General features: G+C 41.7%; 10 protein-coding genes. 1 reads left to right on the forward strand and 9 read right to left on the reverse strand.

Annotated features, from left to right (window positions below):
• Positions 1-61: 61 nt before the first annotated feature.
• A complete protein-coding gene (locus KHM83_RS04155) occupies positions 62-889 on the forward strand; it encodes a methyl-accepting chemotaxis protein (protein ID WP_213235651.1) in 828 nt (275 codons plus the stop codon).
• Positions 890-1,252: 363 nt separating this feature from the next.
• Here KHM83_RS04155 and KHM83_RS04160 read toward each other — a convergent pair whose 3' ends face one another.
• The 9 genes from KHM83_RS04160 to KHM83_RS04200 form a co-directional block, all read right to left on the reverse strand.
• The gene (locus tag KHM83_RS04160) at positions 1,253-2,998 is read right to left on the reverse strand and encodes a methyl-accepting chemotaxis protein (RefSeq protein ID WP_213235652.1); all 1,746 of its coding nucleotides are present in this window, start codon (positions 2,996-2,998) and stop codon (positions 1,253-1,255) included.
• 681 nt (positions 2,999-3,679) lie between these two features.
• The gene (locus KHM83_RS04165; RefSeq protein WP_213235653.1) at positions 3,680-5,629 is read right to left on the reverse strand and encodes an HD domain-containing phosphohydrolase; all 1,950 of its coding nucleotides are present in this window, start codon (positions 5,627-5,629) and stop codon (positions 3,680-3,682) included.
• Between the two features lie 136 nt (positions 5,630-5,765).
• Positions 5,766-7,238 carry an S-layer homology domain-containing protein gene (locus KHM83_RS04170; RefSeq protein WP_213235654.1) on the reverse strand — a complete coding sequence of 491 codons (1,473 nt, stop codon included), beginning with the start codon at positions 7,236-7,238 and terminating at the stop codon, positions 5,766-5,768.
• Between the two features lie 107 nt (positions 7,239-7,345).
• Positions 7,346-7,834 (reverse strand): COG2426 family protein, encoded by a 489-nt coding sequence (locus tag KHM83_RS04175; protein WP_246542858.1) that lies wholly within the window; start codon positions 7,832-7,834, stop codon positions 7,346-7,348.
• Entirely contained in the window at positions 7,835-9,403 is a 1,569-nt protein-coding gene (locus KHM83_RS04180; protein ID WP_213235655.1) for an S-layer homology domain-containing protein, read from the reverse strand. It abuts the gene before it with no gap.
• 88 nt (positions 9,404-9,491) lie between these two features.
• Positions 9,492-12,341, reverse strand: a complete 2,850-nt coding sequence (locus tag KHM83_RS04185; protein WP_213235656.1) for an S-layer homology domain-containing protein — start codon at positions 12,339-12,341, stop codon at positions 9,492-9,494.
• An 88-nt stretch (positions 12,342-12,429) separates the two neighbouring features.
• Positions 12,430-13,188, reverse strand: coding sequence for a hypothetical protein (locus tag KHM83_RS04190; RefSeq protein ID WP_213235657.1), 759 nt, complete (start codon positions 13,186-13,188; stop codon positions 12,430-12,432).
• A gap of 56 nt (positions 13,189-13,244) precedes the next feature.
• The gene (locus KHM83_RS04195; protein ID WP_213235658.1) at positions 13,245-14,036 is read right to left on the reverse strand and encodes a hypothetical protein; all 792 of its coding nucleotides are present in this window, start codon (positions 14,034-14,036) and stop codon (positions 13,245-13,247) included.
• Between the two features lie 11 nt (positions 14,037-14,047).
• A complete protein-coding gene (locus tag KHM83_RS04200; protein WP_213235659.1) occupies positions 14,048-16,339 on the reverse strand; it encodes a VanZ family protein in 2,292 nt (763 codons plus the stop codon).
• Positions 16,340-16,898: the final 559 nt, after the last annotated feature.

Here is a 16,898-nt window from a genome sequence, read left to right on the forward strand (position 1 = left end):
TTAGTTGGCACGAATATTGCATATTCTAATTGTGTACAAACAGCTAAAGGAGTCATTCCGTATGAAGCATCATCCAATCATTGAGCAATTAATTAATGCAGCCCCTTTAATTAATGAATTAACCATTAAAGATACCGCCATTGCCGTTACCGATCGTACCCATTATCTGTCATACATCCCTGGTAAGCAGTTGGATCATCGTGTTTCGGTAGGTTCTCCGCTGAAAAGCGGTTCTCTTGTAGACCTTGCCATGAAAGCAAGAGAAAAAAAATATGCAATCGTTGATGCTTCATTGTTTGGAATACCCTATGTTGGTGCCGCCATCCCGATAATTGACCCCGAAACAGACGACGTGATTGGTAGTTTATTCATCGGTGAAAGCACAGAAAAGCAAGAGCTTTTGAAATCAATGGCCAAAGAACTCTCCGACAACATTTCTGAGGTCAACGCTTTTACCCATGAAATATATTCTAAGTCTGATAAATTTTCGAGTTTGGCGCATCAACTGGCTGATGTCACAGATGCTTTTAACAAAAAGATCAAAGAAATCGAATCGGTTTCCAGTGTCATTAATACCATTGCGAGACAGAGCAATATGTTAGGCATTAACGCTGCGATTGAATCCGCCAGACTAGGCGAACAAGGCCGTGGTTTTGCCGTGGTTGCTGAAGAAATCAGCAACTTATCAAAACGCAGTCACGAATCGACTGCCAATATCACAGAGATGACCAAGAGTATTCTCAGTGACAGCCAAGTTATTGAAGATGAGACCAATACCATCAGCGGCTTATCCAAAGAAATCACGACAATTTTGAGCGAGCTGACGCAGTCCATCGACAGCATCTACGGTATGGTCGAAGAACTACAAAGTCTTTCTGAACAAGTCTAACCATTTTATTTCTGTCTTAAGCAGCAATATGAAGCTGCTTAAGATTCACATTTTATCAGAAACAGCACACATCTTAATTGAAACAGTCTAAACGTCGCTTGACAGTCGTCAAGCGGCTTTTTTATTTTTAAAATACTTAATGCGGAAATTGTCTTCAATAAAATAACGCAGGCAAGGTGCCGTCACATGCATGATTGAACACAATATTATCGTCAATCATACAAGGGCGACGGCACGCCACCTACGCTTTCTTTTACCACTTTATAATCGTCCTTGCTTTTGTGCAACTTATAGCGCTGTAACAAATCGTGCAATGCTTTTTATAAGAGGCAGACAGTAAACCTAATGAGGAAACGACATCATTTAAATCTTAAACTGTTTGATAATCTGATTTAATTTATGCGCAACCGTATTGAGCTCAGATGTTTGCTCGTTAATTTCTGTCATACCCGCCAGTTGTTCTTCAGAAGATGCCGATACTTCTTCCGTTGCCGCCGACGTCTCTTCTGTCGATGCTGAAATATTTAGTACGGCTTCCAGTATATCAGCGCGCATGGTATTCATTTCATTGGATTCCCCTGTCAATTTTTCGACGACCTGGCTTAAGCTTTGAATCGCCTCTGCGATGCTGTCAAACTGAACTTTTGTGACATCCACCATTTCATTTTGGCTCTTGATCACTTCTTTGACATCATCCATTGTCTCAACAGAAAGCTGTGAATAGCGATTGATCTCATCAATAATTGCTTTAATTTCAGAAACCGCACTGGCAGACTGAACGGCGAGTTTGCGAATTTCTTCAGCAACGACTGCAAAACCTCTACCGGCTTCACCGGCTCTTGACGCCTCAATGGAAGCATTGAGCGCCAGCAAATTCGTCTGTTCGGAAATATCCGTAATTGAGTTGGTAATCATATTGATTTTACCATTGGACTCATCTACTTTTTTAATGACTTCAGCAATTTTCTGCGTTGCATCATCTGTTTGGCCAGAAGCCTCTTCAAGTTTTACCATGGTTTGAATACCATCTCTGCTTTTTTTAACGGTATCATCAATGGCGCGGTTCATCTGTGCAGTCGCTTCAGCAATGAACTCAATGCTCTTTGAGAGTACATTCATCTTACCCGCGACAGCTTCTGCGCCACTGGCTTCATCAGCGACGGCGTTTGCCACTTCCTGTATGGTGATGACAACTTCATTAATCGCTTTCGTCGTATCCTCTGTAATGGCTGAAAGCGAGTCTGACAGCGTTCCTACTGATTCCGAGGAATGAATCGTCGTTTCGATCATATCCCGCATGTTCGCCAGCATTAAATTAAATGATGAAGCCAGTATCGCCGTTTCATCAGAATTTTTGTTTTCAACTGGGTCAATCGTCAGGTTCCCCTCAGACACTTCAACGAGCGCACCGGTAATGGATGCAATCGGTCTGGCAATGTGATTTGAAAACAGCAAAATAACAATGATGCCAACGACCATCGTAATGGCGAGGATAATAATCATATTGAAAAGAATGCCGTTTGCTGCCGCATCAAAGTCCATTGCATAAGCACCTGCTGATACAATCCATTCCCAATCGGGATCATAACTTTGATAAGAGAGCTTCGTCCCAATTTCTTCTGAATCCGGCAATGTCCACGCATAGGACACATACCCGTCGCCGTTCATGGCAGCTTTTATCTGTTCTTGTACAAGCTTTAGCCCTGAACCGCTCTTATCTTCTGCATCCCATGCATCTTGCCCTTCAAGTGATGGATGCATTATTTCAATTCCCTTTGGCGAATAGACGACAAAGTAGCCGTGCTCACCTAAATTGACCGCTTTGCTGATTGGACGCTTTCCTTCGGCGTCCATTGGTCCTAAAAGCGCTTGCTTAACCGCTTCCTGTGCATCTTCAAGTGAAATTTCACCACGCGCCACTGCTTGTTTCTGTGCATCAATCAATCCGATTGCCTGTGTGACAGCGTTCTTTAAAATAATTTCACCCTTTGACGTCAGAGCCTGCTTCGCCTGCCAATAACTCGTAACACCGATGAGCAACATCGGTACAATGAGCAAAAGCGCCGAAATCGACACCAGTTTCATCTTCATAGAATATTTTGTTTTCATCCTACCTCCTGTTTAAATAGATCCCCTCAATATTATTATAATATAAAAAGTAAATTTATATAGCCCTAATTATCTGATGAAATGACATCATTCAGATTTTTACCCTTTCACTGCAATCTATTTTTTTCATAAGAGAAAAATGCAATCTATTATAGCGAAAATGCAACTTAAGACTATTGTCAACACCACAATGCAGTTTCTTTATACCTATACCAAAAAAGAAAAGGATTAATGACAATTCGTTTATTTTTATTGCCGTTATTACTTACGATACTAATGAATTCATGACATTCTCAGTGAATCCTAACTGTGTTTCAACGATGGAGACATAAAAAAGAAACGCCGAAGCGCTTCTTTTCTTTTGCCGCTATGAATGATTAATCATATATGTATTACCTGTGCTCTTGTATGTGATGTTTTAATCGTCTGTAAAGCAGCCAAACGCCTTCCAATCCGATCCATAACATGGCGAAAATTGCGGCAAATCCGCCTGGAGCCCCTAAAAATTCATTCATCTAAGATATCACATCCCTTCAATAAACTTTTAAGTTACTTCTATCATACGCTTTATCGGCACATTAATCAAATAAAAACAGTCTCTTTAGCCAATTTTCATATAAACTTCATAAAAAAGTCCCAAAATTAACTGCATGAAGCAATATTTTGAGACTTTCATCATTATTATGAATCGAGATACAGATGCTGAATTGCTGTCAAACGCTCTAAGTTCGCATTAAAAACATCGATTATAAAGGGATCAAAGTGTTTACCGCGTCCTTCATTGATAATCCTAAGGGTTTCTTCCATGGTAAACGGCTCTTTATACGGCCGCTTTGACAACAGGGCATCAAAAACATCCGCAACGCTGACAATCCGAGCTTCCAGTGGTATTGCCTCACCGATTAAACCATTGGGATACCCTGAGCCATCAAATTTTTCGTGATGGTTAAGCGCAATGGCAATCCCCATCTGAAACAGGCTTCTGCCGCTTCGTTGGACGTTCATTTCCGCTTCGTTGAGGACATTGGCGCCATAGACCGTATGGAATTTCATCATTTCAAATTCTTCTGCCGTTAATTTGCCGGGTTTTAATAAAATATAATCGGGTATGCCGACTTTACCGATATCGTGCATCGGTGAAAAGCGAACGATGTTTGTGATAAAGTTCTGATCAATAACGTCTTTATAACGATCTGTCTCACTGAGTGCCTCGGCGATCACACCGACATAATGGCTCATGCGCTTCAGATGCTCTCCAGTATCCTCGTCACGTGCTTCACTTAGTTTTGCAAGTGCCAGAACACTGGAATAAACAAGCTCTTCAGAAAATATATTCTTTTCAAATGAAAGCGCAATTGAATTACTGATCAGTTTCAGGTATTCAATATGCTTTTCCTGATAAACATCTTTTTGATTACTGGAGAAAAAGATAAACCCCAGCGGCATTTCATTCGCTCTAAGCGGCAGCGTTATCGAGGATTTAATGCCGTGTTTCATAATAATTCGGCTGTATTCCCTCATTTCATGGATTTTAAAATAAGCATCCAAATCATTGATTACACGCGGCCTATTGGTTTCCATAATTCTGCCGAGACTGGTCTCATGCAGCTTTGCTTCATAGTGCAGCAGTTCTTTTGCAAGCCCTGGGTGTTGTTCTTCACCAATGCCATAAGATGCGACGATTCGTGTTGGATCATCTTCTTTTAGCAGTGCGATGCCGATATAGGTATAGGGCAGGTAGTGGCTGAATGATTCGTAAATATCCTTAAGGGTTTCACTAAAAGAACCACTTGCATTAATGCGTTCCACGAGTTCCAGTGTTTCTTTGAACCCAACGAGCAGTAATTTTATCTCATCAATCAGCGATCGATTCTGCATAATATTGACGCCGTGATCATGATCAATCCCGAGCTTTTCAATCTCATTGTAAAAGACGTCTAGTGCTGAAAAGAGATAGGAATAGAGCAGCACCACAAGTCCCGCTGCATTTAAAATCAAAATACCTACCAGCAGGATCGTAATATTGCGATACCGCGTATAGTCATCAATAATCATAGATTCAAAACCATCAGTAACGTGTTGCGCATAGTAGAGTAAGTCTTCGTTGTTTTCATTGATAAAAATAAGTGCTTCTCGAAATGCCAGATCAATACCATTGCTGTTGGCGATCACATCGACTGCATCCGAAAAAGGAATCCAAAGATTATGTAATTCGCTTACATCGGCTTCTAAAGCTGCCATAATATGCGCATTAATCACAAATTGTTCCCCGTCAACATCGACATAGCCCTCTGCCAAATGTTTGAATACTTCCGTAAAAGTATCTCGATCTGCAATGAGCTGTTCTTTTGATTTGGCTAACTTCTGCTCAAGGAGATCGACATTTTGAATGGCTTCATCAGAGTCAATGGTGGTATAGAGCACCGAGGTTCTGGAGGCATTCTTAGCAATCGCCTGTGTATACATGCGCTGTCTGCCGAATATATTGACAACTGAAGAAGCTGTCTTTAATGTCGATGCCATTGCCATTGAAGTGATAATAATCCCCAAAACTGTAAGCGTCATTAAAATCAGCAACAAAATGACACGTTTTTTTATACGCTGATAGATATTCTTTTGACGACGATTCAAAACACTGCCCCCCTGTTACTTGTATTAATACAATTATATCTAATCCCATCAAATTTTCAACCAGAAACACGCTATATTCAATTTTGGCAATGCATTAAACACGTGCCTAATGGCTATGACTGGCCATTCGCTGCCGCTAATTCCCAAAGGGTTCATTAAAAAGGCCGTTGACATCACTTTCATTGTCAGTCGAATACGGAATACTACTTTCATCAGTCTCTGGATCCGTGTCTGGATCAGTCTCTGCGTCTGTCTCTGTGTCTACCTCTGGATCCATATCAGTCTCTGCATCTACATTGTCATCCGTTTCCTTTGATTCACTGTCAGTACGGTCACTTTCATCGTTTTCACCTATATTGCCATCTATGGTATCATCTGCATTATTGTCTATGATATCTTCTTCGGCACTATCAATCGTTTCATCTGTCGAATCATCTATTCCATTTGAAGCAATCGCCACCGTTTGCGTAATTAGCTGATGACCATAATCATCTTTAATGGTATTAAAGCATTTTATCTGATCAGGCATTACCTGTCCACCAGTTATCGTTATGATCGCTTTCATGCTTTCATCTGTCAGCATCACACTCTCGAGTTCAACTGCCGTACTGGCAAAAGCAAAACTGCTGGTATCAATCGCCTGTACGGGTTCTGAAAAATGAACGACTAACGTCTGCGCATCCACTGCAACAGCACCTAATACCCGAGGATAGACAATATCAATGATTTCAATCCCCGTTTCAGTGAGTTTTTTTAACGGCGTGCCATCTGCTTCAATCAATCCAATGACTTCAAGCGAGACAATATCATAAGTTGGACGAGGCATTGCTAAAATGACGAGGATTTCATCTGTTGATTCATCGTAAAGCACTTTTGCAACATCAATTGGTACGCCATCATCATCTAAAACCGTCAAACGTGCATTTGAAACCGATTCCACCGTTAATGCGGTATCAAGTTTCAGGCGAATCATCCGAAGACTCGGCGTCATATAGCCGAGAATAGCAGCATCACTTGATTCCACCGTTTCATCGAAGTATCCCAGCGATGTGCCAAGCGTCACCTGTTCACCATAAGCATTGGTATTCAGCACTTGCCATAATAATTCAAAGGCTTCGCCTCTGTTAAAAGCTTCAAATTGTGCACCCGAAAAATTAATACCCAATGCAGCAATATCATTCCCGATGTTATCCCATGAAAACGGGTAACCCATCAACGTCATCATCATCGATGCCCACTCTTTTGCATTAATGGTTGCTTCAGGTTTAAAACTGCCGTCTGGATAACCGCCAATCCACGACTGAGACTTTGCATATGTAACATAAGGCGCATACCATGCCGTTGATGAGACATCGGAAAAATAAGCCTGATAAACAGCGGATGAAGCAGCAGACTTTTCATGATGAAGTTCGGACAGCAATACACAAGCTTCAGCTCGCGTCAATGGTTTATCAGTCATTAAATCACCATTGTAGCCATTGACGATTCCGTAATCATGCAATAATTCGGCACCACTGCGAATGACACGATCATTATCCGCGAAACTCAAAGGCTGCAGCACCAGTATCAACAGTAAAACAATCAAAAAAAGGTCATATTTTTTATGCATACAATACTCCTAACAGGGGTTATATACCCTCTCGCCAGTGAATTATACCATAAGAATATGACCTGCTTGTGTCTTAAATATTAAATGCTGATAACAAACGGACGCCACTACTGAAACAGTGCAAAAATACCATTGCTCAACGTCATGATAATCATGCCTGCCATAAAATTGCCGAGACAAATGGCAGGAAACGCCCACTTAAATCGAATATCCAACAAGACCGCCCCCAGCGTCCCCGTCCAAACACCTGTTCCCGGCAAAGGAATTGCCACAAACATAAACAGGCCGATGACACCGTATTTTTGGATCTTCACACTTTTGTGAATCGTGCGACGCTCCAGTGATTCAATGCGCCCTTTTAGCCGTTCAATCTGTTTAATCCATTTGAAAACAGGCCGAATGAGTAAAAAGAGGAACGGCACCGGCAAAAGGCTTCCAATATAGCTGAGCAGGAATGCATAGGCTGGATGCATCCCAAGTCCAATGCCCAGCGGCAGTGAAGCTTTTAATTCTAATACCGGCAGTGCTGCCGTCAGCATCACTTTTAACTCCGGAATCATTATTTGATTAAGCCATGTAAGCGATTGACTGATCATCTACCGGTATAATTCCTCCTGAACTTCATAAAGCATATTCGCCGTTTCAAGTCGCGTTGCCGCTCGATCCAATTGAATTGAAGACAACGGTATATCGGTAAGCGCACCGTTTGAAATGGCATTCTTGACGGCATCTGTTGCCCACGCAGAAGCTGATGACAATTTATATGCCATGCTCGAATCACTTTCTTCTGTACCGGCTTCAACACCTTTTGACGTTAAAATCTTGCTTAAAACAATCAAGATTTCCTGCTGTGTTATTTCACCATCCGGATCAAAAATGCCGTCACCACGCCCAGACATTAAGCCAAAATCCAATGCTGCATTGACATAAGGCGCATACCATTCATTAGAAGGTACGTCGGAAAAAGAAGTTTCCGGCATTGCATTGTCAAATTTCATCATCTTGGTCGCCAGCGTCGCAAATTGCGCCCTGGTAATCGGTGCCGATGGGTCAAATGTCGTGACAGATGTGCCGCCAATAATGCCTAAATTGCCAAGGCGCTGTACTTTTTTAGCGGCCCAGTAGTCATTTAAACCAAGATCCTCAAAAGCTACTGTGTTATTCGCAACATAGTATTCTCCGGGCTTATCTGCGAAAAAGGAAACATTGCCATCCGAGAAATACCCACCTACTGATGCTATAGTCCCCGTTTCATCTATTCGATAGACAGTGGCTTGTGCTCCATTTTCATTTGCATCCAGCGGCAGCGTTATTTTAACCGGTTCTCTTAAATCCTTTGGTGCTTTCGTCAGTGTCTCCCAATCAAATTTCAGCTTTTTATCGGCAAACGTCAAATCCAAGACTTTATTTGATAAGGCTGTTCCGGTTTCTTTGGAAAGTTCAATCGCGACTTGATCGAGTACCAAGCTTACCTTTGAGACATTGTCGTATGCTTTTGCAATGCCACTTAAGTCAATACGTTCGCTGTTTGCTAAATCAATATCGCCAAATGACAGCGACAGTTTATTGTCACTTGCGTTTTTGGCCATATCCTGTATCGCCGCTATATCCATTTTCAGTTTTGTGCCTAGGGCATCATTTTCACGGCTATAAGCAATATCATTTTGCGAATCATCAGTTGGTCCCGCAGGCGCAGCGCCACCGCCGCCCGGAGCAGTTGTCCCGCCCGGTGTAGTTGATGATCCCAGGATCTTCGACATAACGACATTACGAAGCGCCAATAGATCCCCGGAGAGTTCACCGCTGCTCAGCACACTGCCGTAATGGCTGAGCATGGCAAGTGCCAGCGGCTGATATGCCGGTTTTGCCATTTTGATGTTGCCATCCACAAAGAGCACCTCTTTCAACGCCGCATACATTTTAGAATCGAAATTACTCTCTGTCAGGCCCGAACTACTGCCAATTTCTCCGGATAGCTCATCTAAAAAATTCTTAATGTCGGAATCTGTTGCCCCATCACTTTTTAAGTTGGTGATAATACTGGGATAATTTGATTTTAAATCATCATAAATGCTGGTATAATCAGCAGCAAAATTCATTGGTAGTGCCGCTGTAATAAGTACCAAAAGCAGCAGTCCCACCATGATCTTTTTCAATTGCTTCATTTTGTACTCCTATAAAAAGAATCCAACATTGCATGCTGGATTCTTTTTTAATCATTTTATATCACTTTTATGCATTCAAATTTTCATTTTATTTCGTGAAGAGGTTGTAAAGCATTGCTGCTGCCTCTGCACGCGTTGCATTTGCCGTCGGATTAAAGTTGCCTAAATCCGTACCGTTCATAATGCCTTCACGTGAAGCCAATGCAACAGATTGTACGGCATAATTTTTAATTTGTGAAAGATCGTTAAATTCTGCGGCATCTGCTGGAACACCTGGCAAGTAGCCATCTGCCAACATCACCTTTGCCACCATTACAGCCATATCCTGTCTTGTAATTGGTGCATCTGGCGAGAATGTCGTTGTCGACGTGCCTGATGTAATATCGTTTTCGAATGCTGCTGCAACACTTTCAGCATACCAGTCTGATGCTTGGACATCTGTGAATGGCAGTGCCGATGCATCGCCGTTAAGCTGTGCAATCTTCATGAGCATTGTCAGGAATTCAGCTCTTGTGATCTGTGCATTTGGCGAGAATGTCGTTGCAGAGGTGCCGCCTGTAATGCCTTTGGCTGCAATATACTCAATCGCATCTCTTGCCCATTCTACAGAAGTTAAATCAGTAAAGTTAACGTCATTTTCCTTAACAAAGTAGATCGAGAAACCTTTACGGCTAAAGGTCACTTGACCATTTTCATATTTTGCCGGTACGGATTCAATGGTTCCATCATCTTTAAGCAAGAAGACTGTCAGCTTATCTGGATTTTCATTTGCGCTTAACTCATAAGGCAATGCAACATTAATTGGTTTCTTAAATGTGCTGACTTTTGTATCACCAACAGAAGCATTGAGATCAATAACTTTTGCATTTGATGGTACTTGTGCTCTTTGTACAGCTGATAGATCAGTGACGCTAACATTTTTCGCTGATACTTTTACATCAGTTGTTAAGTCTTCACTAAAAGAATTTTTATCAATTTCAAAACTTGCTGTCGGCGTTACCACTTTGACTTCATCAACGACGGCAAAGACATCTGAAAGACCGGACATATTTGCTTCAATGACATCTGCACCTTCAACTACCGGTACGTTTATCGTTACTTGCGGTTTCACGTTTTTAGACATTTGGACGCCTGTTGCTCTGATAATTGATTCCATATCTGCTTTAGCACTTGCAGCTGCTTGAGCTTTGCTCGCTAATTCAGACGCTGATATCGCAACACTGCCCACACCCGCTGCCACTGTAACGCTTTCTTTGGCAATGGTTTGCGTACCTGCAACTGCAATGGCTGCTTTTGCAACTTTTTCAATTTGTGTTTGGATTTCGTTTGCTGCTTTTTTGGCTTCGCCCGTATTGACAACTGTCGATGTTTTAGACGCTGTTGCAACACTTGCCGCTGCCTTTATCAAATCTGTTGCAATGGTTTTTGCTTCCGCTGCATCTGTTACTTTCGAAATAACCGTTGCCGCATTCCTTAATAGGTTCTTCGTACTATCGGTAAGTGCTTTTGACTGCGTTGCCGTTGAAACGGAAGCTGCCGCAGCTTGTGTACTTTCAAGCAGTGTCTTTGTAGATGTTAAAACAGTCTTCGCTGCTGCTTCAGAAGCAACCACTTTTGAAGAGTTGAGAATCGCTGTGGTTAAGTTAGTAACTGCAGTTGCAACTTGTTCTTTTTCTTCTGTTGTCGTTGCATTTTTAATGGTTGTTTGCAGTGCTGTTGCTGTTTCTGTAACTTTTTCTGCTACTTTTTCTGCATCGGCTTCGCTTGCAACGTTATTTGAATCTTCAACTGCTGAGTCAGCATCATCATTTACCGCATCACCTGATGTATCATTATCATCATCAGCCGGTGGGTTCGATGAACCGCCGCTGCCGCCGCCTGAACTAGGCTCTGAAACAACTACAGCAAAGCTATAGAGATAATCTTCTCCTGCCACCGGTGTCGTTGTTCCTGAACGGTGTACATAAATAGTTGCTGTACCCGCATCAACTGCCGTTACGTTAATATTGCCGCTAACCGTTGCAATTGCAGTGTTTGAACTTGTAAGTTTAATGTAGTTTGTCGTTTGACCAAACAATGTAATTGCGTATGAAACGGTATTGCCTTCTGTAAGTGCTTGTGTTCCTGATATCGTCGCTTCTGAACGAATCATCGCATTGACAAGTGCGATGTCCGCTTTTGAGCCAGTAGCGCCAAGTGTTGTTCTAATTTCATCATCTAAAATTACGATGAGATCGCCATCCCACTCGTAACCATATAAAAGCGTATCCAGACCGAGCGCCGTCGCTTCGCCTGCATAAGCTTTCTTTACAACCGGTTTTGATGCTGCTATAAAAGCCTCAGCTGTCGCCGCTGTTGAAAGTGCCTCTGCATCAGTAGCTGTCACGTAATTGCCAATATGGCTATACGTATTCAAGAATAGTTCAATCAGATCAGCACTGGTAATGCTGCTAAAGAGGACGTTCATCACAGAGTATTGAGCTGCTACACTGCCTTCACCTTGCGTTGAAATCTTTTCAAAGTAATCCATGGCTTCCTGTAAAGACGCATCACTGTATGCATGCTTAATCATGGCTAATGCCTTGACGAATTGAATAAGTGCTTGCCGTTCAACATACTCAGCTGCGCCTACACCTGTCGGAGCTAAATATGCATCATCAACTTTGCCAGTTTTTAACTTATCTGCCGCTGCATAGATTTCCGTGATATCCCAAAAAGACATTGTAGTTGTCATATTCGGAATTGATGTTGAATCAAATGCCTTCGCAGCATCAAAAGCCGCTTTCATTGTCGTTTTTTCAGTCTCTGTCAGCTCACTGTAGATTGGACTCATTTTATCTGATATGGCAGCTTTATCATTGGCCGCAAATCCAATCCCCGGTACCATGAGCGTTAGCAACATGCTGAAAACAAGTGATAAACTTATGAGTTTCTTCATGTTATTTCCCTCCCAGTTTCTTTACTTTACGTTTGTAATCGTTTCAATTGATTATACCCCGGCAGGCATCCGTTCTAAACAGTCTCTGTCAGGGCTGATAGTTCAGTGCTTTGGAAAGAAGTTCTTCCCTCCGTGCCTTTTTAGCCGCTTCATATGTAATTTGAAGCGACTCAACAGATTCAGTCGAAAATCCGTTCGCAGATAATTCAGCCTTCATATCTGCCAGCAGACTTTCTACCGCCTCATCAATCATAGCTTCAAGTTCATTGGCCCTTGCCATATACTTGCTTGCCAATTTCCCTGTCACAAGTAAGTCGTCTTTTTCTTTAACCGTCAAATTTTGATACTCGAATTTAGCCTCTTCAATCAGATCGTTTAGCAGTGATTCCGCTTGCGTCTGAACTGCTTCCATCGTTTCAACATATTGCGCTTCAATACGTTTTTGTTTTGCTTGTTGTTCATCTGTATCACTTGCAGTTTCAGGATCCAAAGAATCTGACGGTACAGTAGATGAATCGGTATTTGGTTCCGTTGTTTCACCGACTGTGTTTGGCACAGGTTCGGTTTCAATCGGGTCAGCGGCTTCTTCATGCGATTCTTCATCTTGCTCTGTTAAAGTATCCGGCAATTGCACCGCATCTTCTTTTGCACGATTGATAATCGACTCAAGCGCCTGACTCGTTTCCTGCTTCTCTTCTTCGGATAGTCCCGCATCAAAATAGTACGGCTTAAGTACGAACACATAAATCACCAGTAAGACAATGACAATGCCCGCCATCAACCATCCTTTTCGAACGCTAACCACCTCCTTAACATTATAAAACATTATTTGGTAATATTTTATCACAGACCCTGCAAAAATAATAATACAATCTTGTTACGCTAAACCCTAATCGTGCATTTTTACATGGTATCTTGTGTCTTTAACATGATTTCTGATAAAATTTCATTGCGTTTAATTGTTTTCGTCTTTTCATAGGTCGTTGCCATATCATCTACAACCTGCGTCTCAAAGCCATTGCTTTCAAGTGATTTTCGAAAATCCCCCAAGGCCGCTACAACCGCTTGGTCTACCATCTCTTCAAGATTTTTAGCGAGCTCAAAGTACTTCGCCGCCATCCGCCCTTTAAACTCCAGTGTATGCCGTTCACTTTCCTCGGCCATTAAATACTCTGTTTTCGCATTTTCAACCAAATCGTCAAGCGCCTTTTCAGAAGCATTTTCCAAACTCGTCATCCGCAGTCTATAATCACTGCAAATGGCGTCATATGTCATGCGAACCGCATCACCTCGCGCCGTTAAGGCATCTTCTCTTTTCGAAATCGTCTGGGGCATCTCTGATGCCACGTGCGCTGTATCGTCCTGAGGTGTAACCGTTTCCTGCGGTGCCGGTTCAGTCGTATGTATGTCAGCTGACTCAGCATTTTCTACAGGATCACTTCCCGCCATTGAAAGTTCATCTGATGCATCCACTGGTGATGATGCCGATGATTTAAGAGGATTAGCAACCTTGTCAATAGCCGGCTCCTCACTATTTTGAAGTAGAATGTCATTGACGCTGGCAGTAGTTGTCTCCATGATCGTTTTTAGATCCTGATCTGCATACGTCAATGCATTGATTTTATGAATTTTTATTGTGGTATAGCTTATCATTGCTACAAATATGAGCAATGACACCATTACGCGCTTCCACATAGGATAACCCCTTAATGCCCCAATTGATAAGTCGGGACGACTTCTTTAATCAAACTTTTCAAGTGATCGTTGTCCAGTGTTGCCGCTGCTGTTTCAAAGTCAGCAATCATTTGGTCAATAAATGAATCTTCAAATACAGTCGGTGCTTCAACAAAAATTTTATCGTGCGCTGTCTGATTAATCGCTTGAGGATTGATCAGCAATTCTTCATACATTTTTTCACCAGGTCTCAGTCCGGTAATTTTAATATCAATATCCTTATATGGCTCAAAGCCTGAAAGCCTTATTAGATTTTCAGCTAAATCCATAATCTTCACGGGCTCACCCATATCCAATACAAAAATCTCACCGCCAACAGCCATCGCGCCTGCCTGCAGTACTAAACTGGCCGCTTCGGGAATCGTCATAAAATAACGAGTGATGTCAGGATGTGTCAAGGTTACTGGACCGCCCTTTTCAATTTGATTTTTAAAAATAGGAATAACGCTGCCATTACTGCCAAGTACATTGCCAAATCTAACGGCTGCAAATTCCGTCTGACATTGATGGCAAGATGCTTGAACCATCATTTCACAAATGCGTTTGGTCGCCCCCATAACATTGGTTGGGTTAACCGCTTTATCTGTTGAAATTTGAACAAACTTCTTAACGCCAACGTGTTTCGCAGCTTCAATGAGGTTACGCGTCCCCAGCACATTATTTTTAATAGCTTCCCTAGGATTATGCTCCATGAGCGGTACGTGTTTGTGGGCTGCCGCGTGAAAAACAACTTGAGGTCTAATCTGCTCAAACAGCGCCATCATACTTGTGCGTTCACGAATATTGCCTATATGATAATAATACCTGTTTTCAGGATATTTTTTGCTGAGTTCCAGTGAAAGAAAATGCATCTCATTTTCATTGACATCAATAAGGTGAATGGCACTTGGACGGTATTTCGATATCTGTCTGACAAGTTCCGAACCAATAGAGCCCGCGCCACCCGTAACTATGACGACTTTTTCATTAATAAATGCGTCAATTTGTGTAGTGTCCAGTTTTACAACATCACGTCCCAGCAAATCTTCAATTCTAATATTTCGAATATTTTGAAGCGTTACACCACTGTTGACAAATTCGTAGACACCCGGTAGAATCTTGCGTTCACCTTTAAAATCTTTTGTACGCTCAATGATTTCATTAATTTTTGATTTTGGCGCAGAAGGCATCGCGATGATGATGACATCAATGGCGTGTTCTTCCAGTAATGTTAAAAGAGATTTGCTTTTATAAACATGAATACCACTTAAGCTTCTGCCGGCTTTACTGGGGTCATCGTCTACGACGGCAATTGCCTTCATATCGGATTCCGGATGTTCTTTCAGTTCTTTGATCAGCATCGCGCCCGCTTGACCGGCCCCATAGATCAAGACGCGCTTACGCTTAACATTATGTAATCTGATTCGATACCGTCTTAAAAAGCGATAACTGATGCGAACGCCAGAAACCATGACGATATCCATCATGAGGGACAGCAAATAGATTGATCTCGGCAATGTGGTCCCAAAAAAATCGAGATAGCCGTAAACTGCCAATGTTCCAACTGTAAGCGACAAGATAATCTTCGCCAGTTCATCAATACTCGTATAATGCCACAGACTGTTGTAAATACCAAATAAGTAGAGAATCAAAAGCTTAATCACCGTGATTTCAACCACATTGGTCAAATAGAGATAAAAATAAGAATAGCCCTCAATACTGGTAAGATTGAAATCAAATCGTAAGAGAAACGCAAAAAACATTGACGCATTGACAATGACAATATCAATGAGAAGCAGCAGAAAATGTCTGGAATTAAACTTCATATTGCCTCCCAATGTTCTATCCTCCTTAACGATTTTAAGAAGATATTTTAAGACGATCAGAAGACACAAGCCTGCACAGACTCCTGCCGCATCAATGGCGACATCCAATATGCCGGGTCCTCTCCCGGGGACAAATCGCTGATGCCATTCATCTGAAATCGCGTACAGAATACCAAATCCTATGACATGCGGCCACTTTTTAAAAGCCAGCCCCATAAGAAAGCCAAGCACGAGATATGCAAAAAAATGTGCATATTTTCGAACCATATGGTTAATGTCGTCGGCTGTTAATGAAGCTTTTGGCACTACTGTATGAACAGTTTCGACAATGCGTTCTGAAACACCGTGACTTAGTGCATTAGATGTATCTGCAACTTGTGAAGAAAGATAGAATATTACACCCATCCAAATTAAAATCAATAGCCATAAAAATATTTTTCGTCCATTCCACTTTGTCATATTCCTACCATAGTTCTACAGTCTAATCGTATTATAGACCTATATTATATCACATCAGCACCTTTTTGCCAGTTAATGTGCTCAAATTCATCACCGCTTCTTAACATTTTACGAAACACTAACAATCGCAAAAACGAAAGCTACGAAGCCAATTTATCACTATCAAATAAGCTTTGTCAATATCCTTATCAAAAAATCCCCCCATTTAACCCCTAAATATCAATCCATAAGGCCATTTTTGAGGCATAACCGATCAGCTGTGCACGATTATAGACGTATGGAAAAAATTGAAACATAAATGTCTTTTTTTATTATATCACACCAAAAAAATGCGAAACCTAAAACACAACCTATTTTTGCAGGACTTCTGGCTCAAAAAAACAGCAGGCTTTTAAAGACCTGCTGTTTCTAATGACATTGGTACCGAATTATTGATTGATGAGCCCAATGCTCTTTAACATATTCTCTATGGTTGCCGCTGCTTGCGCATAGGTGTAATTTCCTTTCGGATCAAGCTGTTGATTGCCAATGCCGTTCATGATCTTTGCATTGACAATGC

Source organism: Fusibacter paucivorans, assembly GCF_018390735.1.
GTDB classification, from domain to species: domain Bacteria; phylum Bacillota; class Clostridia; order Peptostreptococcales; family Acidaminobacteraceae; genus Fusibacter; species Fusibacter paucivorans.